This window comes from Mycobacterium celatum (assembly GCF_002101595.1).
GTDB classification, from domain to species: Bacteria; Actinomycetota; Actinomycetes; order Mycobacteriales; family Mycobacteriaceae; genus Mycobacterium; species Mycobacterium celatum.
Genome location: NZ_LQOM01000040.1, coordinates 124,551 through 147,284, shown reverse-complemented (window position 1 = coordinate 147,284; position 22,734 = coordinate 124,551). Strand labels below are relative to the sequence as shown.

Annotated in this window: 18 protein-coding genes and 5 pseudogenes; 11 read left to right on the top strand and 12 right to left on the bottom strand. The window is 68.0% G+C overall.

The features are described 5' to 3' along the window. Positions 1-51 precede the first annotated feature (51 nt). Positions 52-638: pseudogene (locus AWB95_RS18540) on the bottom strand (hypothetical protein). Between the two features lie 328 nt (positions 639-966). On the opposite strand from AWB95_RS18540, the pseudogene AWB95_RS18535 reads away from it, so the two are divergent. From AWB95_RS18535 to AWB95_RS18515, 5 genes and pseudogenes are all read left to right on the top strand, one after another. Further along, positions 967-1,155 (top strand): annotated as a pseudogene (locus AWB95_RS18535) (hypothetical protein); the annotation flags it as partial. Further along, positions 1,149-1,292 (top strand): annotated as a pseudogene (locus tag AWB95_RS18530) (mannan-binding protein); the annotation flags it as partial. The pseudogenes AWB95_RS18535 and AWB95_RS18530, both read left to right, overlap by 7 nt. Positions 1,293-1,344: 52 nt before the next feature. Further along, positions 1,345-1,779 carry a MarR family winged helix-turn-helix transcriptional regulator gene (locus AWB95_RS18525; RefSeq protein ID WP_062540099.1) on the top strand — a complete coding sequence of 145 codons (435 nt, stop codon included), beginning with the start codon at positions 1,345-1,347 and terminating at the stop codon, positions 1,777-1,779. Positions 1,780-1,794: 15 nt separating this feature from the next. Next, positions 1,795-2,664 carry an LLM class F420-dependent oxidoreductase gene (locus tag AWB95_RS18520; RefSeq protein WP_062540098.1) on the top strand — a complete coding sequence of 290 codons (870 nt, stop codon included), beginning with the start codon at positions 1,795-1,797 and terminating at the stop codon, positions 2,662-2,664. Positions 2,665-2,685: 21 nt separating this feature from the next. Further along, positions 2,686-3,517, top strand: a pseudogene (locus AWB95_RS18515) (SDR family NAD(P)-dependent oxidoreductase). Between the two features lie 6 nt (positions 3,518-3,523). On the opposite strand, the gene AWB95_RS18510 reads toward AWB95_RS18515, so the two are convergent. The 8 genes from AWB95_RS18510 to thiO all read right to left on the bottom strand — a co-directional run bounded on the left by AWB95_RS18510 (position 3,524) and on the right by thiO (position 11,337). Then, complete coding sequence (locus AWB95_RS18510; RefSeq protein WP_062540096.1) at positions 3,524-4,927, bottom strand: HNH endonuclease signature motif containing protein; 1,404 nt, start codon at positions 4,925-4,927, stop codon at positions 3,524-3,526. Positions 4,928-5,103: 176 nt separating this feature from the next. Beyond that, on the bottom strand, positions 5,104-6,537 hold the full coding sequence (locus AWB95_RS18505; protein ID WP_373280774.1) for a M28 family metallopeptidase: 1,434 nt from the start codon (positions 6,535-6,537) through the stop codon (positions 5,104-5,106). Between the two features lie 99 nt (positions 6,538-6,636). Beyond that, the gene (locus AWB95_RS18500) at positions 6,637-7,500 is read right to left on the bottom strand and encodes an MEDS domain-containing protein (protein WP_062540095.1); all 864 of its coding nucleotides are present in this window, start codon (positions 7,498-7,500) and stop codon (positions 6,637-6,639) included. A 61-nt stretch (positions 7,501-7,561) separates the two neighbouring features. Next, positions 7,562-8,512 carry an anti-sigma factor RsbA family regulatory protein gene (locus tag AWB95_RS18495; RefSeq protein ID WP_062540094.1) on the bottom strand — a complete coding sequence of 317 codons (951 nt, stop codon included), beginning with the start codon at positions 8,510-8,512 and terminating at the stop codon, positions 7,562-7,564. A 66-nt stretch (positions 8,513-8,578) separates the two neighbouring features. Continuing rightward, positions 8,579-9,328, bottom strand: coding sequence for an SGNH/GDSL hydrolase family protein (locus AWB95_RS18490; RefSeq protein ID WP_085168493.1), 750 nt, complete (start codon positions 9,326-9,328; stop codon positions 8,579-8,581). Further along, entirely contained in the window at positions 9,325-10,080 is a 756-nt protein-coding gene (thiG, locus tag AWB95_RS18485) for a thiazole synthase (protein ID WP_085168492.1), read from the bottom strand. Before thiG ends, AWB95_RS18490 begins: the two co-directional genes overlap by 4 nt. After that, positions 10,073-10,270, bottom strand: coding sequence for a sulfur carrier protein ThiS (gene thiS, locus AWB95_RS18480; RefSeq protein WP_062541936.1), 198 nt, complete (start codon positions 10,268-10,270; stop codon positions 10,073-10,075). The genes thiG and thiS overlap by 8 nt, the downstream gene beginning before the upstream one ends. After that, on the bottom strand, positions 10,267-11,337 hold the full coding sequence (thiO, locus tag AWB95_RS18475; RefSeq protein ID WP_238600892.1) for a glycine oxidase ThiO: 1,071 nt from the start codon (positions 11,335-11,337) through the stop codon (positions 10,267-10,269). Before thiO ends, thiS begins: the two co-directional genes overlap by 4 nt. A gap of 30 nt (positions 11,338-11,367) precedes the next feature. Here thiO and thiE point away from each other — a divergent pair, with 30 nt between their 5' ends. After that, positions 11,368-12,039: a thiamine phosphate synthase gene (gene thiE, locus AWB95_RS18470; RefSeq protein WP_085168491.1), complete on the top strand. Its 672-nt coding sequence runs from the start codon at positions 11,368-11,370 to the stop codon at positions 12,037-12,039. On the opposite strand, the gene AWB95_RS18465 is transcribed toward thiE, so the two are convergent. Further along, entirely contained in the window at positions 12,011-12,634 is a 624-nt protein-coding gene (locus AWB95_RS18465; protein ID WP_085168490.1) for an NUDIX hydrolase, read from the bottom strand. The two genes, thiE and AWB95_RS18465, sit on opposite strands and share 29 nt — an antisense overlap. A 117-nt stretch (positions 12,635-12,751) precedes the next feature. Here AWB95_RS18465 and glnX point away from each other — a divergent pair, with 117 nt between their 5' ends. From glnX to AWB95_RS18450, 3 genes are all read left to right on the top strand, one after another. Then, positions 12,752-14,071, top strand: a complete 1,320-nt coding sequence (glnX, locus tag AWB95_RS18460; RefSeq protein WP_062541853.1) for a protein kinase G-activating protein GlnX — start codon at positions 12,752-12,754, stop codon at positions 14,069-14,071. Between the two features lie 86 nt (positions 14,072-14,157). Then, entirely contained in the window at positions 14,158-15,084 is a 927-nt protein-coding gene (locus tag AWB95_RS18455) for a glutamate ABC transporter substrate-binding protein (protein WP_238600894.1), read from the top strand. Then, a complete protein-coding gene (locus AWB95_RS18450) occupies positions 15,084-17,336 on the top strand; it encodes a serine/threonine-protein kinase PknG (protein WP_062538836.1) in 2,253 nt (750 codons plus the stop codon). The genes AWB95_RS18455 and AWB95_RS18450 overlap by 1 nt, the downstream gene beginning before the upstream one ends. A 102-nt stretch (positions 17,337-17,438) precedes the next feature. Here the strand turns inward: AWB95_RS18450 and AWB95_RS18445 are convergent. Then, positions 17,439-18,282 (bottom strand): annotated as a pseudogene (locus AWB95_RS18445) (DUF559 domain-containing protein). A 103-nt stretch (positions 18,283-18,385) separates the two neighbouring features. Between AWB95_RS18445 and AWB95_RS18440 the strand changes: the two are divergent. Both AWB95_RS18440 and AWB95_RS18435 read left to right on the top strand, forming a co-directional pair. After that, entirely contained in the window at positions 18,386-19,702 is a 1,317-nt protein-coding gene (locus tag AWB95_RS18440; protein ID WP_062538835.1) for a DUF1800 domain-containing protein, read from the top strand. Continuing rightward, the gene (locus tag AWB95_RS18435; protein ID WP_062538834.1) at positions 19,699-20,880 is read left to right on the top strand and encodes a DUF1501 domain-containing protein; all 1,182 of its coding nucleotides are present in this window, start codon (positions 19,699-19,701) and stop codon (positions 20,878-20,880) included. The genes AWB95_RS18440 and AWB95_RS18435 overlap by 4 nt, the downstream gene beginning before the upstream one ends. A 1-nt stretch (position 20,881) precedes the next feature. Here the strand turns inward: AWB95_RS18435 and AWB95_RS18430 are convergent, their stop codons facing one another. Then, entirely contained in the window at positions 20,882-22,720 is a 1,839-nt protein-coding gene (locus tag AWB95_RS18430) for a serine/threonine-protein kinase PknD (protein WP_062538833.1), read from the bottom strand. Between the last annotated feature and the right edge of the window lie 14 nt (positions 22,721-22,734).

Here is a 22,734-nt window from a genome sequence, read left to right as displayed (position 1 = left end):
TCGTCTTCGTCTGCGCCTCGGCTTCCAGTTCGTCAGTCTCGGTACTGGTCATCAGTTGCATGCCCCCGAATCGCGGATCGCGTTGCCCCATCCCGTCGCCGCCACGATGTTGGCGTGGGTGACGCCTGACGGGTCTTTCTTTTTGATGCTGGTGCCGATACGGGTCAGCTGAAACGCCACGCTGGTCATCGATTCGCCGCCGTAGATCGGCGAGTACAGGCCGAAGTTGTCGGGGTTGTTGGTGACGATCAGCGGTTTGACCCGGGGTGCCAGGAACGCCGTCGACTGGTCGATATTGGCGACGACGGCGTCGGCCTCGCGTTGCACACCGCCCGAATAGTTCTCGTGGTGGTCCCCGAGGTTGCGGTTGAACTCGTTGATCTGACCCATCAGCGGATCGAACTGCGCGTTGAACCACTGACAGGAGTCCGACATGCCGCTGACCATCTCGGGGTCACCCGATAGGTGAAGGTGTTGTACGGCCAGATGTCGACGTTGGGCGACCAGTCACTCGGCGCCGGGCTGAACACCGGCAGCGGCGACGGTGGATTCGGATCGGCGTGCGCGGCGCCGGCCAGCCCGAGCGTGGCCGCCGCGGCCAGGCTGCCCGCCGCCCACAACGACGCGGTCGGAACCATGCAGTCAACCGTAAAGGACGAAATTATCGTTAACAAGAGCTTGGCGTCCGGCACCTCGGTGCTGATGGCGAGGTTAGCGGGGCATCGCACCATGTCCCGCAGGGTCAGCGCGTCGGCACCGCCGAATAAGTTGCTGCACGCTGTCGGCGCGTGTCATCGAAACCGTTTGTAGACTACGGCTCTTTACGCGTCCCGGGGTTTCTGTAGGAATTCGCGGATGCGCAACCGCGAGCCGGTGACGGGCATCTGACCGGGACGGCCCAGCGGCCGCCTGCTTACTCCGGCCAGTTTCACAAAAGCCTTCCCCAGATGCGGAACCGTGATTAACATGCTCGCCGTGGATCGTGGCACAGACGTGGCGCCCGACGGTGTGGCGGCCATTGAAGAGTGGACCGCGGGCTACGTCCGCCGGCACCCACTCGCGTCGCTGACGACCGTCGGAGAGCAGTATTTCCTGGCCGTGCGCACCATCCAGTACTTTTTCGTTGACCTTTTCACCGGACGCTTCCAGTGCCAAACTATCCGGTGGGCCACGACTCCCCCATCCAGTACAACCAGGCTCAGCAATGGTCGATGGACGGCGGCACCGTCGAGCCGCACATTCCGCTGGCAGCATTGAGTTCGGTCCCGCGTCCGGAGTTCGGCGGAGCGTGACGTAGCCAGCCTGAACTGTTCAGTTCAGCCTGTCTAGTGTACGGTGGCTGGTATGGACGGGCCGAGCGAGTCTGCGATGCGGGCGGCACGCGATCTGCGGGTGTTTTTCAGCCGATTGCGACGCCGGATGCGCGAGGTTGCCACCGACGACGACCTCACGCCGTCGCAGACGGCGGTGTTGACACGACTGTGGAAGGACGGGCCGTCGTCGGCCAGCGTGCTGGCGGGCGCCGAGCGGGTTCGTCCCCAGTCGATGGCGGCCACGCTGGCCGCACTTGATCGGCACGGCTTGATCCGGCGGGCGCCTGACCCGGAAGACGGTCGGCGGCAAGTGATCTCGTTGACCGCCGCCGGGCGTCGTCTCGCCGAGAACCACCGCAAGCTGCGCGGTGAATGGCTGGCCCGCGCCATGCAGGAGCAGTACTCGGACAGGGAGCGCCGCGTCATACTCGAGGCGTTGTCGCTGCTCGAGCGCTTGACCGACTAGTGAAAGGACGCGCCAATGGAATTGGCTATTCACTTCATCGACTTCCTCCCGGAACATCCGGCCCGACTGGCGCCGACGCTGGCGGCAACCGCGAAGGCCGCCGAAGACATCGGCGCGACGCTGTTCACCCTGGCAGATCATTTCTTCCAAATGGAAACCGTTGGGCGCGCTGAGGATCCGTTCCTGGAGGGTTACACGTCGCTGGGCTATTTGGCGGGGCAGACGTCCACGATCGAGCTGGCCATGCTGGTCACCGGCGTCACCTACCGCTACCCGGGCCTGCTGGCCAAAACCGTCAGCACCCTCGACGTACTCTCGCAGGGCCGCTCGATGTTCGGCATCGGGGCCGCTTGGTACGAGCGCGAGCACGTCGCCTTGGGTGTCCCGTATCCGCCGTTGCGGGATCGGTTCGAGATGCTCGAAGAGACGCTGCAGATATGCCGGCAGATGTGGAGCGACGACAACGACCCGTACCACGGCAAGCACTATCAGCTGGCCGAGACGATCTGCGTGCCGCAACCGATTCGGCGCCCGCCGGTCCTGATTGGCGGCTCCGGCGAGAAGAAGACGCTGCGGCTGGTCGCAGAGTACGCCGATGTCTGGAACAGCACGGTCTCCGAACCCGACGAGCTCGAGCACAAGATCGACGTGCTGAACCGGCATTGCGCGACGGTCGGCCGTGATCCCGCCGAGATTCGCAAGACCGTGGGGCTGTTGGCGGATCCGTTCGCGGACCTCGACGGGTACTTACGGACGCTCGAACGCTATGCCGCGCTGGGTGTTTCGATGATCAACGTCGGCCCGATGCCTGGCAATCCGGATCCGGCCGGCTTCGTGAAGCGTCTCGGCGACGACCTGATGCCGAGGATCGCCGAGATCGGTTGAGCGCGGCGATATCCTTTCGCGATGGCGTCGAGCGTGTCGGGGAAGGTCGCATTCGTTACCGGCGGCGCGTCGGGCATCGGCGCCGCGTTGGCTACCCGGTTGGCCCGCGGGGGCGCCAAGGTCTGGATCGCCGATCGCCAGGTCGGACCGGCGCAGGAACTGGCCCAACGCCTTAGCAGGGGCGGCGGAAAGGCGCACGCGATCGAGCTTGACGTGCGCGACTATTCGTCGTTCGAGCGCGCCGTTGGCGAAGCAGTAGAGCAATCGGCGCGGATCGACTACCTGTTCAACAATGCCGGCATCGGGGTCGCCGGGGAGGTCGACTCGTACACGCTCGACGACTGGAACGACGTCTTCGACGTGAACCTGCGCGGCGTCGTGCACGGCATCCAGGCGGTCTATCCGATCATGATCCGGCAGCACTCCGGCCACATCGTGAATACGGCCTCCATGGCCGGTCTTGTCACAACGGCAGGGCAGGCGAGCTACACCGCCACCAAACACGCCGTGGTCGCGATCGAAGACGTTGCGGATCGAGGCTGAGCGCCATGGTGTGCGGGTCTCGGTACTGTGTCCTGGGGTGATCAGGACCCCGATACTCACCGGCGGCCGGTATGGACGGACCGAGAAGGCCGGCCTCAGCGACGACGAAATCCTGCGGCGCTGGGAGCAATTGCGGCCGATGCCGCCCGAAAAGTTCGCCGAGCGCGCCCTTCGCGCAGTGTTGCGTGAAGACGCGATCATCGTCGTGCCGGCGCGGTGGAAGACATTCTGGTACTTAGAGCGGCTCTCGCCGTCGTTGTCGATACGCCTTGCACGAGTCACGCTCGAGCGCATCCGGAAAGCGAACTGATCCACGCTAAAACGGTGGGTCTTCATCGTCGTCGAGTAGCTCGTCGGGACGGTTGATGCGGTTGACCCGTGGTGGGCCGGTGCCATCGCTCCAGGCGAGGCGGCCTTCGTCGGTCACTGTTGTGGTGACGTGGCCGTCCGTTGCCTCGGAATGGTCGGGCGCGCATAAGAAATAGAGGCTGTCGGCGTTGGTGAGCCCGCCTTTGGCCCAGTTCACTGCGTGATGAACCTCGCAATGGTAGCCCGATTCGAGACAATCCGGGCGCGTACAACCGCCGTCACGGGCGTAGCAGATCAAACGCTGATCAAGGGTGGCGATCCGCTTGCTGCGACCCAAATACAGCGGGCGATCCGAGTGATCCTCGAAGACCGCCAAATAGTGAATGCTGTTGGCGGCCATGCGGATCAGGTCGCGCATTGGCAGGCGGCTGTTTCCTCCGGTGCGGGCCGGGGGCGGCATTGGAATGCTTGGGTCTTGCGCAGCACGAGCCGCCTGCTCGAGGTCGGCGAGCTTGGTCGTCACGATCACGGTGACCGGAACGCCGCGATGAACACCCAGCTCGCCGGACGAGATTCCGTACCGCAGAGCCAGCTTGAGCCCGTCGTGGCAGCGCTGCGCGGGCGTGCGGTCATCGCGCTGCTCGGGGGGTGGATCTCCATTCTCGGGAAGATGACGCCCCGGCCGCATCGCCGCGGTCACGGTTTCCACATAGGCACGGGCTTCCGGGTCCAGCCAGCCGCTCAGCCGACTCATGCCATCGACACCTTGCTTGCCCAGCACCAGGCCGCGCCGCTTTGCACGGTCCTCGTCGGAAAAGTTGCCATCTGGGTTGAGGTAGTCGCTGATCCGGTCGCCCGCTGCGGCCACGAACTTGGCGTCTTGCTTGGTGGCGTGCCTGACCAGGATGCGCTCGGCCTTGTCGCGGTCGACGGCACTGACCGTCGACGGCAGAACATCGAGCGCGTGCAGGACCGCGGCGATGTGGTCGTCACCCACTTTGCCCTGCTCGACGGCCTCGGCCAGCTTCGGCAGTTCAGGCGGAAGGGAGGGGCCAGTCAACGAGCGTCGTGGACGAATCCGCGCCGCCACTCGAAACCGTCGCTTGACCTCCGCAGAGGTGATTCGCAGCCGCGAGCACAGCAGGCGACGCATTGAGACGTCGGCCGGCAGCGCGGGGTCGTCGGGCCCGTCGGCTGGGTCGGCGATCTCGCCGAATATTCGGTAGGACAGTCCACGGTTGAGCCGGTCCAAAGTCTCCAGCCGCTCGGCCGTCTCGACGCGGAAGGCATTGCCCACCAGGTCGGTATACGTCGCACGGAGCCGACCATAGGCGGCCTCGATGAGCTCGAGCTCCGCGCGGACCTGTGCGCGCGCCGCGTCTGCGGGCAGGGCTTGCGCGCATGAACTCATGACTCGACGCTATCGAAAGTTTGTTCGACTAGCTCCGATCAATCGACCGATTGTGGATGAAACGCCAACTGTGGATAACCCGTGATTTCTGCAGCAGGGCATGCGGCCCACCGCAGTAGGTCGTCCGCACCGGTAGTAGTGAAGGGGCCATCGAGGCGTTGCGCAAGCAACACCAACTACTTCTTCAGTTCGTGGCGGGTGCGGTCATCGCGGATCGGAACACCGTTGCGGCCACTGATGTCCTGGGCGTACAGGCCGGTCGCGTAGGCGACGCCGGCACCGTGGATGCCCAGCGCGGTGCGGTCGACATGGTCAAGGGTGTCGGTGGCCTTGTGGTAATTGGGGTCGAACGGCTGATCCGCCTCGCCGCCCCACAGCTTGGCCTGCTCCTCGGACTTCTTGTTCTCGGCGCCGGAGAACAAGCCGCCTGCCGGGATACCCGCGAGCGTGAACCCGTCGTAGTCGGACCGCCCGTCGAACGACGTGTCCTGCGGGGTTTTGCCGGCCGAGCGCAGATACGCGGCCAACGACCGCTCGATACCCGCGGAGCCCTCGGGCACAATCGGCTCGCCCCGCTTGTCGACCGGCAGCGACTGGTCTCCGTCATAGGTGAAGTAGCCCGGATTCGGCGATCCCAGCATGTCGAAGTTCAAATACAGCGCAATGTCTTTCAGCGCATCAAGGTTCAGCGACTCGACGTACTTGCGTGACCCGATCAGCCCGAGTTCCTCTGCGCCCCAGAAGCCGAAGCGCACCGCGTTGTGCACCTGCGGCGAACTGCCCAGCTGCAGCGCGGTTTCCAGCACCGCGGCTACACCGGAGCCATCGTCGTTGATGCCGGGCCCCTCCGGGACGCTGTCCAGATGCGCCCCGATCATCACCACATCGGAGGTGGAACCGGTCTTCGTTTGCGCAATGACGTTGCGGGCCGCGATGTCTCGGGTCTCCGCCTTGAGTTTGACGGTGACCGGTCCGGGCTTGTCGCGCAACTGCACCCCCGCCGCTCGGGTGACGCTGACCACCGGGATCTTGACATCGGCTTTGTCGCCCAGCGTGCCGCCCATCTCTTTTTCGTCGACGTTGTCCGCGACGATCAGCGCTACTGCGCCGCGCTGCACCGCGGCCTCCTCCTTCTCGGTGAACGGGCAGGTGCCGCGGTCCACCAGCACCACCGCGCCCTTCACCGGCAGCTTGTCGTAATCGGACGGGGTGCAGCCGGGGCTGTCGTCGACGGGAGCGGACACCAGCGGTCCGCTCACCCCGTCGGGCGGGGTGGGCAGGCTGAACTGCAACGCGCGGGCCTCGAAGGTTTTGTCGCCAATCGCCACCGAACCCGGCTCGGAGTGGAATACCCGAGCCTGGAACTCCGGGGTTTGCACGTCAAACCCCTTGTCGCGCAGCTTGTTTACCACGTAGTCGACGCTGGCGTCATAACCAGGGGTTGCCACCGCACGCGTGTTTCCATTAGCGCGGGCGATGTCCTGCAGTTTCGACAGGTGCGCCATCATCGCGTCGGTGCTGATCTTCTGCCGCAGGGAGGTCGCGAAATTCGAGGCGGCCGACGACGCGGGCTGGGCAGACTTCGACGTGCCGCAGCCGCCGATCAGCAATGCCGCCGTCGCAGCGACAATCAGGATTGCCTTCGATTTGTTAGCCACCGAGCCCACGTTAGACGTTGGCGGCAACCCAATCGCGCCGCGGTGCCACCGTCAGCCGGCGTCGGCCAGATCGGCTGCTTCCACCCACACGTTGGTCAGTTCGAGCAGCTCGGCCAGCCGGGCCACCATGCGCCGGTCGGTCCGCAAAACGACGTGCCGCCCATCCGCTGCGGCGAGCCGATCCAGCGCACAGAGCTGAGGGTGCGTGACGAAGTCCAACGCACGCGCGTCGATGACTATCTCGTCGCCGGCGGCCAGCGGCCAGATCCGTTGCAGCGCAGTGGTAAACGCCTCGTGGCCGGCGGCGTCGAGTTCACCGGCCAAGGCGAAGTCGATGCCCTGCTCTGCATAGATGCGGAAGCCGACCGCACCCGCATTGACGAAGGGGTGCAGGCATATCAGCTCCTTGGCGGCGTCACCCAAAAGGGTGAGGTTGTAGGCACACAGCGCCGCGAACGGCAGCACCGCCATCTTCTCGTCGACGAGATACTCGAGGCGGGTGAACGCGGCACGTTGCTCGGGCGTGCGGACCAGCACCGCCCCGTCGACCACCGCGCGACAGCCGCTGCACCCGGCTCCGACCACGTAATTCATCGCGGCCACCCCGTCGGCTATCGTCGCGTCGGCATCGACGACGTCGGTGCCCGGAACGAACCGGTAATGCTCGGCCACCGGCGTGACCGCGATCTGCCCGGCTCGCACCGCGTCGCCGAAACCCATCTCGTCCAGCTCGTTGCGCAGGGCGGCGGCGCTGGCGTCGCACGCGTACAACACGCGCTGGTTTCGCGCGAGGCCGTCCGCGATGTATTCGGCGGCGCGGGTCAGAAACTCCGAGCGGTCGCGGTAACCCCACGCCACGTGGCCCAGCGGATTGAGGCCGGCGGCGGAAGTGACTTCACCATGCCGTCGTGTCATCGCGCTCCATACTCAACCACTCCCGACCACCCCCACCACATAATCGAGATATTTGCGGCGGTCATGTCGACGACGTGGTGTCGAGCCGTAGATAGGCATGAATGGTGGTGCCCTCCGGCGTGGTGTGCGTGCGCAATAGGTCAGCGACGGCGTTGACGACGAGGAGTCCGGTCGAGCTGGGTTGGTCGCGACTCGGCGGCCGCCGCCCGGCCAGAGGGTCGGAGAACGAGCCGTTATCGCGGGCTTCGCAGACCAGGTGGCGCTCGTGCTCCCACAGAGAGAGCCGACATGCCGTCCCGGCATGCTGCAGGCTGTTGGTGGCTAACTCGGTGACGACGAGTTGCAGGTCGGCGACTCTGTCGACGGGCAGGCCGAGCAGTCGGGCGTAACGACGGCCGTATCGGCGCGCCCCGGCGAGGTCGTGGGGCCGCGCGACCGTGTACCGCACCGACGCGGGGCTGGCGGCCAGCGGTTGGTTGCGGCGCGCTAGTGCGGCGTCGACGGCGTAGTCGGTGCTGCGTTCGCGCGATCCGTTCCACCGGATCAGTGGATGGGTGGCCCGAACGTCGGCCAGCACGGTGTCGTCGAGCAGCGACGCGTCATACGGGCAGAGGCCCGTCACCTGGTAGTCGACGAAGGCCACGTTGACCAGGGCTTCGTGCTGGATGCAGGCCGGGTATTCGAGCGTGCTGCGGCCGGGCCATATCGGCTCGGCGACCATGCGGACCGGTCGGTGGCGGTGCCGTTCGACGAAGGCCAATTCCGCCGCGAGGATGCGCCCCGGATTACGGCCCAGCTCGGCAATGTCGACCCACGCCACCTGCCCCGCCGAGTCACCCAGCGCGCGGCACAACAACGCCATTTTGTCTTTGGGGACCGCCGCCCACACCGGCTCCCCCCGGGCCAACCCCTCGGCGACAAAGGGTACGACGGAGCCGAGATATTCGTCCGGAGACCGATAGACGACGGCGGTGTGGTCGTATCCCGGCTTTTCAGCCGGCGCGCATGCCATGTCAGCGGCCCAGCTCGAACAGATGCATCGGCAGACGCCTACCCCCGCCGGCAGGGCCTTAATCAGTCAGGACCGGCCCAGAATCAACTCAGCCACCGCACGCATCCCCGCGGCATTGGGATGAAACGGCGCCGCACGCCAGGGCAGCGGCAATGCGGCGCCCACCGTCCACGGGTCATCCGACCAGGCATGATGCTCGCGGCTGGCGTGGCCGGCGCGCACGATTTCGCAGCCGGTGGCCTGTGCGGCCGCGGCAGTGAGCTCCTCCATGCGAGCGGCGACGTGGCGGCCCAGCTCGGCGTCGGCCTTCGACAGCGGCGGTGCGGCTTGGCCGTCAGGCGGCAGCATCGTCAGGTAGTCGACGAACATCACCCGGGCGTTGGGGGAACGCCGACGCACCACCGCGCCGACAGCCCGCAGCGAGTCGCCGACTTGGCCGAGGGCCTGTTCGCGGGCATCACGGTTGAGCAGGTTGCCGATCGGCGGCAGCAGCCGCGCCGGTGCAGGCAAGGCGGCCGCCATCAGGAACGGCACGTATCCGACGTCGTTGCCGCCGATCGTGATGGTGACCAGCTCTTCGGACCCGTCGAGTGCGTCGATTTGCGGCGGTGCACCGCGCTGCCGGTCGGCGAGTACGTGGGCGGTGGTGGCACCGGAAAACGTGACGTCGACCAGATCGAGGTTCAATCGCTGCGCGACGAGATGCGCGTAGTTGCGGGCCGAGCGTCCCGATCCGAACGGCGCACCTTTGGCGCGAGGCCGGATGCCGGGACCGGCTGCCATCGAACTGCCCAGCGCGACATAGCGTTTCGTCATAACGACGGGCTGGAAGCCTGCGCCCAGAAGCGTTTCGGGATCCGGCCGGCGTTGCGCGCCAGATAGCCGGCGGTGACGGCGGCGGCCATCGCGGCGGCCATCGCGGGCGGGTCGGCGGCCCGGGTCACCGCGCTGGCCAACAACACTGCGTCGCAACCCAATTCCATCGCCAGCGCGGCGTCGCTGGCGGTGCCGATGCCGGCGTCGAGCACCACCGGGACACCGGCGGCCTCGACGATCATTTCGATGTTGTGCGGGTTGGCGATTCCGAGCCCGGTGCCGATCGGCGAGCCCAGCGGCATCACGGCGGCGCAGCCGGTGTCCTCCAGTCGCCGCGCCAGCGCCGGGTCGTCGTTGGTGTAGGGCAGCACGACGAACCCGTCGTCCACCAATTGCTCCGCGGCGCGGACTAATTCGACGGCGTCGGGCAGCAGGGTGCGTTCGTCGGCGATCACTTCCAGCTTGACCCAGTCGGTGCCCAGCGCTTCGCGGGCCAGCTGCGCGGTGAGCACAGCCTCCGCGGCGCTGCGACAGCCGGCGGTGTTGGGCAGCGGCGTGATACCGAGCCGGCCCAGCAGGTCGAGCATCCCGGTGCCGCCCTCGGCGTCGACCCGGCGTATCGCGACGGTGGTCAGCTCGGTGCCCGACGCGATCAGCGCCTCCTCGAGCACCGCGAGGTTGGCCGCTCCGCCGGTGCCCATGATCAGCCGCGACGAGAATTCACGCCCGGCGATTGTGAGCTTGTCAGCCACCTTGCACCGCCGTCACCACCTCGAGGCGGGCTCCGTCGGAAAGTGTTGTGGTCCAACTCGATCGGGGCAGCACCGCCTGGTCCAGCGCCACCGCGATACCGCGATCGGGATACCCCAGTGATTCCAGCAGCGCCGCGACCGTGGTCTGGTCATCGACCTGCAACTGTTGTTCGTTGACGCGGACGATCATGCCTGCGCTCCCACCGGAACCAATTGGGAAACAATCTGTTCGGCGGTCCACGGCGCCAGCAGAAAACCGTTGCGGCCATGGCCGGCGGCCACCAACGTCCGTTCGTCCAGGCGCTGCACGAGTGGCAGGTTGTCCGGTGTCATCGGCCGCAGCCCGGCGGCACACTCGGCCAGTTCGTATTCGCCGAGAGCCGGCAGCACGGCGCACGTGTCGTCGAGCAGGTCGCGCACACCGGAGACCGCCGGGGCGGTGTCGCGGCCGTGCTCGTATTGGGTGGCGCCGACGACCACGCCGTCGGGGCGGGGCACCAGATACACCTGACGCCCGTGTACCCGGGCCCGAATGACCCGCTGCGGCACCGGCATACATCCTTTGCGCCAGCGCAGCCGCAGCACTTCGCCCTTCACCGGGCGGATCGGCAGGCCGGGCCACAGCGTCGGCGCGTCGATCCCGTTGGCGATCACGACGGCGTCTGCGTCGACGTCGGTCAGGTCACGCACCGGCCCGCCCCACTGCACGCCGAGCCGTTCACACGCCGCCTCGAGCGCGTCGAGCACGGCGCGGTTGTCCACCGCCAGCTCGGTGGGCGCCCGGAAGCCGTGCCGGATACCTTGGGCCAGAAGGGGTTCCACGTCGCGGGCGGCCGGCTCCCAGATCACCGGATGGCCTTGCGCGGACAGCCAATCGGCGACGGTGCGCAGGTCGGCGGCGTCGGCGCGGTCGACGGCGACCACCAGCGACTCGCGCGCGGTGATCACGTGCGGCGGCAATCCGAAGTCTTCGCGCCAGAGCCGCAGCGACTCCAGGCCCAGCCGCAGCAGCCGTTCCTCGCCGGGCCAGCCCTCGCTGTGCGGGGCCAGCATGCCGGCGGCCACCCACGACGCCCCGTGGTCGCCGGTGCGATGCACGCGCACCGACAAGCCGGCCTCGGCCGCCCGGCGCGCCACCGACAGGCCGATGACACCTCCGCCGATGACGGCCAGTGACCCTGCAGTGACGGCATCGAGACTGCACTGAGCGCGCGATTTCTGCCACTTCGTGGCACTGGGCGCAGTCTCGGCGGGCATGCACCCGACGCTAGCGGCTAGCGTCGCGGTGTGCACGAACCTGCTGCCCGGCTCGAGACAGCGCGGCTCTACCTGTGCACCGACGCCCGCCGCGAACGCGGTGATCTGGCCGAGTTCGCCGAGGCTGCATTGGCCGGCGGGGTGGACATCATCCAGCTCCGCGACAAGGGCTCCGCCGGGGAGAGCCGATTCGGGCCGTTGGAGGCGCGCGACGAGCTGGCGGCGCTCGAGGTGCTGGCCGACGCCGCCCGCCGGCACGGGGCGTTGGTCGCCGTCAACGACCGCGCCGACATCGCCCGCGCCGCCGGCGCCGACGTGCTGCACCTGGGCCAAAACGACCTTCCGCTACCGGTGGCGCGCGCGATCGTCGCACCCGAAACACTGATCGGCCGCTCCACCCACGACGTCGACCAGATCACCGGCGCCCTGGCCGAGGACGTCGACTACTTCTGCGTCGGCCCGTGCTGGCCGACCCCGACCAAGCCCGGTCGACCCGCACCCGGCCTGCCGCTGGTCCGGGCAGCAGCCGCAATGGCGACCGACAAACCGTGGTTCGCCATCGGCGGCATCGACGCCGACCGGTTGCCCGAGGTCATCCAGGCCGGCGCCCGCCGGGTGGTGGTGGTGCGTGCGATCACCGCGGCCCAGGACCCCCGCGCCGCCGCCGAACGGCTCAGTTCGGCGCTGGCAGCAGCGAGCTGATCCGGTTGGACAGCTGAGACGGCGCGTGCTCCGGGCCGCCCGCCGTGCACCACAGGAAAACCCCCGCCTCGATCTCGACCGTGCGCGGCAGGTGACGCCGCCGCTCGTCGCCCGGGCTCAGCGGCACGGTCGCCGGGGCGGCACGCAGCCGCTGCCAGCTGGCGGCGAACCCGGGATGCAGCGGCAGGTCGGCCACCTCGTCCTCGCCGACCCAGCGCAGCTCGGCGCTTTCCCGGTTGGGCACGGTGGGCAGCAACTCGCCGGCGTCGGCGACGACGGTGGTGTAGGTCCAGTCGGTGCCGCCCGCCGTCGCGGTGATGACCGTCGCGCGCACCGCCAGTTGCTCGCCGGTCAGCCCGGCCTCCTCTAGCGCTTCCCGCACGGCGGCCTGCTCGGGGGTCTCGTGGCTGTCGCGGGCACCCCCCGGCAGACCCCAGGTGCCGCCTTGATGACTCCACGGCGCACGGTGTTGCAGCAACACCGCGGGGCTGCCGTCGGCGCGCGGAGCCCGCAAGAGCAGACCCGCCGCGCCGTGCCGGCCCCAGTACGGCACACCGGTGTCGGAAATCACCCAGCCGTCGCCGTCGCCGCGCACGCGTTCAGGATAAGCAGGTCACAAAGGCCCAGCTTCCCCGCATCCGCGGGACAAACTCTTAGACTTCTTTTATAGAGTTCGTGCGACACACAGCGAAGAGATGAGGTCCGAAGAGACGTGACCGTTGAGTTGGCGCACCCGTCGACTGAGCCGCTGGGGTCGCGGTCGCCAATCGAACCGGCGCACCCGCGTTGGTGGTTCATCTCGACGACACCGGGCCGCATCCTGTCCATCGGCGTCATCTTGGCGATTCTGGGCGGGCTCAGCGCGTTTGCCACCTCGACGACCATCAACCAGCGCCAGCAGGCGCTGACCACCGTCCTCAATCACACCGAGCCGCTGTCGTTCGCGGCGGGCCGGCTCTACACCACGCTGTCGGTGGCCGACGCGGCGGCGGCCACCGCGTTCATCGCCCAGGCCGAGCCGCGGACCGTCCGGCAACGTTACGAGCAGGCCATCACCGACGCCGCGGTCGCGGTCACCCGGGCATCGAGCGGCCTGACCGACGAGCCGCTGGTTCAGCTGCTGGGCCGGATCAACGCCGAGCTGGCCGTCTACACCGGGCTGATCGAGATCGCGCGCACCAACAACCGGGCGGGCAACCCGGTCGGCTCGTCCTATCTGTCCGAGGCATCGGCGCTGATGCAGTCGCGGATCCTGCCCGATGCCCAACAGCTCTACCGCCAGACCTCCGAGCGGGTGGACAGTGAGACAACAGCATCCACTCAGATTCCGGCTCCGGTGATCCTCGTCGTCGTCACCACGGTGATCTTCGGCGCCTTCGCGCACCGCTGGCTGGCCCGGCGTACGAAACGACGCATCAACCCCGGTCTCGTCGTCGGCGCACTGGCGATCCTCATTATGGTGGTGTGGGTTGGAACGGCCCTGGCGATTTCCACCTCGGGTAGTCGCAGCGCGAAAAACACTGCGGCAGAATCGTTGAAGACCGTCACCAACCTGTCGATCACCGCCCAGCAGGCGCGTGCCGACGAGACGCTGTCATTGATCCGGCGCGGGGACGAAGAAGTCCGCCAGCAGTCCTTCTACCAACGCATCGACGCCATGCACACCCAGCTCGACGAATACCTGTCCCGCGGCGACGCAGTCGACAAGACCGACTTGCACGACGCGGGCCAGCTGCTGGCCCGCTGGCGCCAGGCCAACGACCGGATCAACGCCTACATCTCGGTGGGCAACTATCAGGCCGCCACCCAGGTTGCGCTCGGCAACGGTGAAGACGACTCCAGCCCCGCGTTCGACAAGCTCGACGAGGCGCTGCGCAAGACCATGGAGCAGAGCCGCAACCAGCTGCGCACCGATATCCTCAACGCGCGCCAGGGGCTGTCCGGCGCGACGGTCGGCGGCGTGGTGCTCAGCCTCGGCGCCGCCATCGCGGTCGCACTTGGCTTGTGGCCCCGACTGAACGAGTACCGATGACGCGGCGATCGCAAGCACGGCGGAGCCGGGCCCTGGGGGTCGGCGCCATCGGACGACGCCCGCTCGCGATCCTGTGCGCCGTCCTGATGCTGCTGGCCGGCTGCGGGCACTCGGCGTCGATGGTGGTGGCGCCGGTGCCGACGCTGCCGCCGCCCACCCCGGCCGGCATGCAGGAGCTGCCGCCGCAGCCGCCGCGCCCGCCGGAGAAAGCCAACGCCGACTGCGACGTCACCGCCAGCCTGCGGCCGTTTGCCACCAAGGCCGAGGCCGACGAGGCGGTCAGCGGCATCCGCGGCCGCGGCCGGCTGATCGTCGGCCTCGACATCGGCAGCAACCTGCTGTCCTTCCGCGACCCGATCACCGGCCAGATCACCGGTTTCGACGTCGACATCGCCGGCGAGGTGGCCCGCGACATTTTCGGCAGCCCGACCTCGGTCGAATACCGGATCCTGTCGTCGGCCGAACGCATCACCGCGCTGCAGAAGTCGCTCGTCGACATCGTCGTCAAGACCATGACGATCACCTGCGAGCGGCGCAAGCTGGTCAACTTCTCCACCGTCTACCTCGACGCCAACCAACGGATCCTGGCGCCCAGCGATTCGGCGATCACCAAGCCGTCGGACCTGTCCGGCAAGCGGGTCTGCGTGGCCAAGGGCACCACCTCGCTGGGCCGGATCCGCGAGATCGCGCCGCCGCCGCTGATCGTGGAGGTGGTGAACTGGGCCGACTGCCTGGTGGCGCTGCAGCAGCGCGAGGTCGACGCCGTCAGCACCGACGACACGATCCTGGCCGGGCTGGTGTCGCAGGATCCGTACCTGCACATCGTCGGGCCCAATATGGACACCCAGCCCTACGGCATCGGGGTCAACCTGAACAACACCGGGCTGGTCCGGTTCGTCAACGGCACCCTGGAACGCATCCGCCGCGACGGCACCTGGAACACGTTGTACCGCAAGTGGTTGAACGTGCTCGGTCCGGCGCCGGCCCCACCCGCCCCGAGGTATCTGGACTGATGGACAAGCCTGACGACGACGTCGTCTCCCCCGGCACGGAGCCGCCCGACGCGACGGCCGACTCCGCCGCGCAGATGCGCCCGGTGTCCACCCAGGCGCTGTTCCGGCCGCACTTCGACGACGACGAGGACGAGGACAGCAGCTCAGCCCGCACCGTCGAGACCGAGTCGCAGGAACGGGTGACGACGACCCGAGTGGCTCAGCCGGTCCGGCGGCTGGGCGGCGGCCTGGTGGAGATTCCGCGGGTGCCCGACATCGACCCGCTCGAAGCGCTGATGCCCAACCCGGTGGTGCCGGAGTCCAAGCGGTTCTGCTGGAACTGCGGCCGGCCGGTGGGGCGCTCCAGCCCCGACGGCAAGGCCCTCTCGGAGGGCTGGTGCCCGTATTGTGGCAGCCCGTATTCGTTTCTGCCGCAACTGAATCCGGGCGACGTGGTCGCCGGTCAGTACGAGATCAAGGGCTGCATCGCGCACGGCGGGCTGGGCTGGGTGTACCTGGCGTTCGACAAGAACGTCAACGACCGGCCGGTGGTGCTCAAGGGTTTGGTGCATTCCGGTGACGCCGAAGCGCAGGCGATCGCGATGGCCGAGCGGCAGTTCCTCGCCGAGGTGGTGCACCCGTCGATCGTGCAGATCTTCAACTTCGTCGAGCATCCCGACCGGCACGGCGACCCGGTCGGCTACATCGTGATGGAGTACGTCGGCGGGCAGTCGCTCAAGCGGGGCAGGGGCGTGAACCTGCCGGTGGCCGAGGCCATCGCCTACATCCTGGAAATCCTTCCCGCCCTTGGGTATTTGCATTCCATCGGCTTGGTCTACAACGACCTCAAGCCGGAGAACATCATGGTCACCGAGGAGCAGCTCAAGCTGATCGACCTGGGCGCGGTGTCGCGGATCAACTCGTTCGGCTACCTGTACGGCACGCCCGGTTACCAAGCGCCGGAGATCGTGCGCACCGGGCCGACGGTGGCCACCGACATCTACACGGTGGGCCGGACATTGGCGGCCCTGACGATGACGCTGCGCACCCGCAACGGGCGCTACGTCGAAGGGCTGCCCGAGGACGACCCGGTGCTCGCCGAATACGACTCGTTCGCCCGGTTGCTGCGCCGCGCCATCGACCCCGACCCGCGGCGGCGCTTCGGCAGTGCCGAGGAAATGGCCGGCCAGCTGTCCGGTGTGCTGCGCGAGGTGGTCGCCCACGACACCGGTGTGCCGCGGCCCGGCCTGTCGACGATCTTTTCCCGCACCCGCTCGACGTTCGGGGTGGAGTTGCTGGTGGCGCACACCGACGTGTATCTGGACGGCCAGGTGCACTCGGAGAAGCTGACCGCCAAGGAGATCGTGACCGCGCTGCCGGTGCCGCTGGTCGACCCGGCCGACGTCGCCGCGCCGCTGCTGCAGGCGACGGTGCTCTCCCAGCCGGTGCAGACGCTGGACTCGCTGCGCGCGGTCCGGCACGGCTCGCTGGATTCGGAAGGGATCGATCTGTCGGAGTCAGTCGAACTGCCGCTGATGGAGGTCCGTGCGCTGCTCGACCTCGGTGACGTGGCCAAGGCCACCCGCAAACTCGACGACCTGGCGGAGCGGGTCGGCTGGCGATGGCGGCTGGTCTGGTATCGCGCCGTCGCCGAATTGCTCACGGGCGACTACGAATCGGCCAGCAAGCACTTCAGCGAGGTGCTCGACACCTTCCCCGGCGAGCTGGCCCCCAAGTTGGCGCTGGCGGCCACCTCGGAGCTGGCCGGCAGCTCCGACGAGCACAAGTTCTACGAGACGGTGTGGGAGACCGACGACGGGGTGATCTCGGCGGCGTTCGGCCTGGCCCGTGCGCTGTCGGCCGAAGGCGACCGCGAAGCCGCGGTGCGCATCCTCGACGAAGTGCCCTCCAGCTCAAGGCATTTCACCACCGCGCGGCTTACCAGTGCGGTGACGCTGCTGTCCGGCCGGTCGACCAGCGAGATCACCGAGGAGCATATCCGCGACGCCGCGCGGCGGGTGGAGGCGTTGCCGCCGACCGAGCCGCGGGTGCTGCAGATCCGCGCCCTGGTGCTCGGCAGCGCGATGGACTGGCTCGAGGCGGGCCACGAGGCCAGCACCAACCACATCCTCGGCTTCCCGTTCACCGGACACGGGCTGCGCCTCGGCGTCGAGGCGTCGCTGCGCGCGCTGGCCCGGGTGGCGCCCACGCAGGCGCATCGCTACACGCTGGTCGACATGGCCAACCGGGTGCGGCCCACGTCGACGTTCTAGGCGCCCGCTCCCTTGCGCGTCGAGTGTGAATCCTGGGCGTCGATTGTGCACGTAGGGCGGGGTTTTCGCAATTTTCCCGCCATGGCTTCACACTGAAAACCCTCAGTGCACACTCGATTTCCGCGACTGCAATGCCTGACGCACCCGGCGCAGGATGTCGACCGGGTGATCGCCCGCGACCACGCGGATGACGATCCAGCCCAGCCGCTCGAGCGTCTCCCGCCGCCGAATGTCCTTGCGGTATTGCAGTGGATCGGTTCGATGGTGGTCGCCGTCGTATTCGACCGCGACCATGCAATCTTCCCAACCCATGTCCAAGTAGTACGTTTCCACCGCGGTCACGACGGGAATTTGCGTCTGCGGCCGGCGCAGGCCGGCGTCAATGAGGAGCAGCCGCAGGTAGGTTTCCCGGGGAGATTCCGCGCCCGCGTCGACCAGGTTGAGCACGTCCTCCAATCGCCGCAGCCCACGCACGCCGCGGTGGCGTAGGGCGAGGGAGGCAACGTCGTCGATCTTGAATCCCGATGCGCGCGCCAGTGCGTCGAGTCGAGCAACCGCCAAGCGCGGTGCCTCACGCCGGCCGATGTCGAAGGCGGTGCGCTCGGGTGTGGTTACCGCGCGGCCGGCCACGGTCATGACTTCTCCATCGAGCAACACGTCACGACGCGTCCGCACCTGGCGGAGGGTGGGCATTGGGGTAGAGCAACTCGATGGCGATGTCGTCGTCGATCCACTTGGCGTCGTGTAGAGCGGCGGCCGCTGTTCCGGCGATCACCCCCTGGCGATCAGACCACAACCATGCCGCGGCAATGCGCTGCTCGAGAGTCGGCTCGGGCCGCCTCGGCAAATACACATTCGGAAACACCGCCGTGTACCGCGTCCGCAACTGATGCCGACTCACTGCCCCACGCGCCAACGCCTCGCTGCCGACGAACGGCTCCCCCATCGCGCAACCCTCGCACGCGGCCCAAAACCACGACTCCGGATATCCACAGGCAAACAAAGCGTGTCCTCAGCAAATTTCCAGGTCCACGGTTCACAGTTGTGTCATGGCGGGGCAATCCGACCGGTGGATCACCACTGCCCGAATCCTGCGCCGCACAGGGTTCGGGGTGAGCGGCCCGACCGTCGACGCGGTCGTCGCGCAAGACTGGCCGACTTACGTTGCGGCGGCGCTGGATTCGGACCCCGACGCCGACCCCGGGGCCCGCGCGACGCCGATGCCCACCTTCGAGGTGCCGCGCGCGCCTGGCAAGGGCGCAACCAAAGAAGCGCGAAAGGCACACAATCGGCAGCTATCCGAGCAGATGTCCGAGCTGTCGGCGTGGTGGCTGCATCGCATGGCCTCGGTCGAGCAACCGGTCCACGAGAAGTTGACCTTGCTGTGGCACAACCACTTCGCCACCTCCGCACAGAAGGTCCGGGTCGCCGACTACATGGCGGCGCAGAATCAGAAGCTGCGCACGCTCGCACTCGGCGACTTTCGGACGCTGGCCTACGCGATGCTGACCGATGCGGCGATGCTGCGCTGGCTTGACGGCCAGACGAACACCGCCAAGGCCCCCAACGAAAACCTGGCCCGCGAATTCATGGAGTTGTTCGCGCTGGGCCACGGCAACGGCTACACCGAGGACGACGTGCGGGCCGGCGCCCGGGCTCTGACCGGCTGGGTGATCAAGCCGGGTGGCGAAACGTCGATGCTGCCCAGGCGCCACGACGACACCACCAAGACGGTGCTCGGTGCCACGGGTGATTTCGACGCGGCCGGATTCTGCGACACCGTGCTGGCCCAGCCGAAGTCGGCGGAATACGTCGCCGGACGGCTGTGGCAGCAGCTGGCTTCCGACGACCCGCCATCAAGAGCCGCACTGGACCGCGTCGCCGCCGCCTACGGCCCGGGCCGCGACCTGAAGGCGCTGACCACGGCGATCCTCACCGACGACGAGTTCCTCGGTGCCCGTGCTGCGATCGTCAACACGCCCGTGGAGTGGCTCGTCGGAATGATCCGGACCCTGCGCATTCCGCTCGACACCCCGAAACGCCTCAAGACCGCCGACGCGACGCTGAAAGCACTGGGGCAGCGGCCTTTCTACCCGCCGGACGTGGGCGGGTGGCCTCACGGTCAGGTGTGGCTGTCCACCGCCAGCGCCGACGTGCGGTTGCGCGCGGCGAGCAACCTGGCCCGCGCCGGTGACCTGTCCGCGATAGAGGACGCCGCCGCCGAGGACCGCATCGACGCCGCGGGTTATCTCATCGGCGTCGGGGCGTGGTCGGATCGGACCGTCGCCGCACTCAAGCCGTTGGCGCGCAAGCCCGTGCAGCTGCTGGCCGCGGCGGTGAACACACCGGAGTACTTGACATCATGAATCGCCGCAAGTTCCTGATCGCCAGCGCGGGGGTGGGCGCTGCCGGTCTGCTGTCCGGGACGGTGGCGGTCAGCTGGCCCGACCTGTTGCGGGCGGCCCACGATCGACCGCTGGCCGACGGCAGGGGCGTGCTGGTGATCGTCACCCTCTACGGCGGCAACGACGGCATCAACACCGTAATCCCGCACGCCGACAACGCTTATCACGACGCCCGCCCTGAACTTGCTTATGCCCCGGGCGATGTGCTGCACCTTGACCAGCAGCTGGGGCTCAACCCTGCTTTGAAAGGTATGGCCCAGCTGTGGAACCAGCGCAAGCTGGCCATCGTGCGGGGAGTCAGCTACCCGCGGCCCGACCACAGCCACTTCCGGTCCATGGATATCTGGCAGACAGCCTCGCCGGCCGAGCCCGTCTCGACGGGCTGGATCGGCCGCTGGCTCGACGCCACGGGCGACGATCCACTGCGCGCCGTCAACATCGGATCGGTTTTGCCGCCGCTGGCGGTAGGTGAAAAATGCACGGCCGCAGCACTTTCCCCGACCGCAGCGCCGGAGTCGGCGGACAGATTCGCCGCGACCAAGGCGGCGCTGGGCGTCGACGACCCGGACGACACCCCGGCGATGTCCGCGGTGTGCGCCGCCTACTGCGCAAGCCGCACCACCGACACCACCTTCGCGGACATCAAACCGACCGGCGAGGAGCACAACTGGCTGGCCGCCCAGCTGAGCATGGTTGCCGGCGCGGTGCGCGCCGGGGTGCCGACCCGGGTCTACACGGTGCAACTCGGCGGATTCGACACCCACGCCGACGAACGCGAAACGCAGCAGCGCCTGCTGGCGACCTTCGATGACGCGCTCACGCCGTTCCTGCAGCAGATGGCCGGCGACCGGTACGGCAGGAACGTCGTCGTGCTGGCGTACTCGGAGTTCGGCCGGCGGGTGAGGGCCAACGCGTCGCAGGGCACCGACCACGGCACCGCCGGCCCCGTGTTCGTCGCCGGCGCACCGGTCAGGGGCGGCTTCTACGGCGACGAGCCCAGCCTGACCGACCTGGACAACGGAGACCTGAAGCCCACCACCGACTTTCGCGACGTCTACTACGAGCTGCTGGCGCGGACCCTGCAGTCCGACCCCACCCCGGCGGTCGGCAGCGGCAGGCGCGCGCTGGGGTTCCTGTAGGTCAGCTCGGCACCAGCTTGACCACCTGGTCGTTGCCGTAGTCGGTGACGTAGACGTTGCCTGCGTCGTCCACCGCCACACCCCGGGTGTAGCCGAGGCCGGTGACCGGCACCACGGTCTGCTGGTTCGACCGCGCGTCCAACCGCACCACCCTGCTGCCGTCGGTGACGTAGACAGCGCCTTGCTCGTCGGCCGCCAGTCCGGACGGGTCTTTCAGGCCGGTGAACGGGAGTACCTCCTGGCTGGTCGATCCCGGCGGCAGCTTGAGCACCCGGTTGTTGCCGGTATCGGTGACGTAGACGCGACCGGCCCTGTCCACCGCGACCCCCTTGGGCCGTTCGAGGCCGTTGAACTGCAACACGGTCTGGCTGGTCGATCCCACATCGAGCTTCAGGACTCGGTTGTTGAGAGTGTCGGCGACGTAGACGCGGCCCGCCGTGTCCACCGCAAGCCCCTCTGGCCGGTTGAGCCCGTCGAACGGCAGCACAGTCTGATTGGTTGTCCCCACATCGAGTTTCACTACGCGGTTGCCGTCGGTGTCGGCGACGTAGACGTTGCCGTCCTTGTCGACCGCCAGGCCGTACGGTTCCTTCAGGTTGGTGAACGGCAGCACGGTCTGGGTGGTTGTGCCGGACTCCAGCTTCAGCACCCGGTCGTTGTCGATGTTGGCGACGTAGACGTTGCCCGCCGGGTCCACCGCCACGCCCTCCGGACCGGTGAGCCCGGTGAACGGCAGCACGGTCGGTTGATACGTTTTCGGCGCGGCCGACGGTTGGGCGTGCGGTTCTCCGCCCGTCGCGGCCACCCGCCACACGACGACGCCAACAGCAGCGAGCACCAGCAGCGCCACCACACCGATCGCCAGCGGCAGCAGCCTGGAGCGCCGCCACGGCGGCGCGGCGGACTCCTGTGAGTAGAAGTCCAGGTTGGGAATCGGGTCGGGGAGACGGCCGCCGCCGCGCCGAGCGGCGATGACCTTCCCGAGGTCGCTGGCCCGGCGAACCATCGTGGGTGCCTCCCCGGCGCCCGCGAGCGCGTCGCGGGCGGCGCGAGCGAGATCGCCCGCCGTGGCGAACCGCTGCTGGGGATTCTTCGCCATTCCGCGCGCGACGACGCCGTCGAACCGGGCCGAAATGGCGTGCGGCCGGGCCAAGCTGGGCTTGGGTGGCGGGGCGGTCAGGTGGGCCTTGATGACCTGGCCCACCGTCGTCGCGGCGGGGAACGGCCGGTCGCCGGTCAGGATGGCGGTCAGGACAGCGGCGAGCGAATAGACGTCGGCGCGGTTGGTCACGGGCCCTTGGTCGAAACGCTCCGGTGCCATATACGCATAGGAAGTCGCCGTCGGCCCGGGCGCGCTCAGTGTCGGGTCGGCAATGCCGAGGCCGAGCAGGTACGCGTCGCCCTCGTCGGTGACAACGATGTTCTCCGGCTTGAGATCCCGATGGATCAGCCGAACAGCGTGCGCAGCGTCGAGAGCCGCGGCGATCTGCTCGATGATTGCCACCGCGCGTACCGCGTCGACTGGCCCGAATGTGGCCACCAGCGATTGAAGCGTCTCCCCCGGCACCCATTGCGTCGCGACATAGCAGCGCCCGTCGATCTCCCCCCAGTCGAGGACCGGGATGACGTGCGGTTCTTTCAGCCCCGCGACGACGTCCATTTCGCGGAAGAACCGATCACGATCCACGGTCGGCGGCAGCAGCGTGAGACCGACCGTGCGTTCTTTGGCCGTGTCTGTGGCCTCGTAGACCTGACCGACGCCGGTGTGGCGAAGCAGCGCGCGGATCTTGTAGCGGCCGAATTGCGTCCCGATCGGTGCAATGCCAGGCTGCTCACCCATGTTCCAAACTGTAG

Bases quoted from the DNA above. Each gene is read 5' to 3' on its own strand.
- AWB95_RS18435 (WP_062538834.1), top strand. From the start codon at position 19,699: ATGAATCGCCGCAAGTTCCTGATCGCCAGCGCGGGGGTGGGCGCTGCC.
- AWB95_RS18510 (WP_062540096.1), bottom strand. From the start codon at position 4,927: ATGAGTTCATGCGCGCAAGCCCTGCCCGCAGACGCGGCGCGCGCACAG.
- AWB95_RS18495 (WP_062540094.1), bottom strand. From the start codon at position 8,512: ATGGCATGCGCGCCGGCTGAAAAGCCGGGATACGACCACACCGCCGTC.
- AWB95_RS18450 (WP_062538836.1), top strand. From the start codon at position 15,084: ATGGACAAGCCTGACGACGACGTCGTCTCCCCCGGCACGGAGCCGCCC.
- AWB95_RS18455 (WP_238600894.1), top strand. From the start codon at position 14,158: ATGCTGCTGGCCGGCTGCGGGCACTCGGCGTCGATGGTGGTGGCGCCG.
- thiS (WP_062541936.1), bottom strand. From the start codon at position 10,270: ATGATCGTCCGCGTCAACGAACAACAGTTGCAGGTCGATGACCAGACC.
- AWB95_RS18440 (WP_062538835.1), top strand. From the start codon at position 18,386: ATGGCGGGGCAATCCGACCGGTGGATCACCACTGCCCGAATCCTGCGC.
- AWB95_RS18430 (WP_062538833.1), bottom strand. From the start codon at position 22,720: ATGGGTGAGCAGCCTGGCATTGCACCGATCGGGACGCAATTCGGCCGC.
- thiO (WP_238600892.1), bottom strand. From the start codon at position 11,337: ATGCCCGCCGAGACTGCGCCCAGTGCCACGAAGTGGCAGAAATCGCGC.
- AWB95_RS18490 (WP_085168493.1), bottom strand. From the start codon at position 9,328: ATGACGAAACGCTATGTCGCGCTGGGCAGTTCGATGGCAGCCGGTCCC.
- AWB95_RS18525 (WP_062540099.1), top strand. From the start codon at position 1,345: ATGGACGGGCCGAGCGAGTCTGCGATGCGGGCGGCACGCGATCTGCGG.
- AWB95_RS18500 (WP_062540095.1), bottom strand. From the start codon at position 7,500: ATGACACGACGGCATGGTGAAGTCACTTCCGCCGCCGGCCTCAATCCG.
- AWB95_RS18520 (WP_062540098.1), top strand. From the start codon at position 1,795: ATGGAATTGGCTATTCACTTCATCGACTTCCTCCCGGAACATCCGGCC.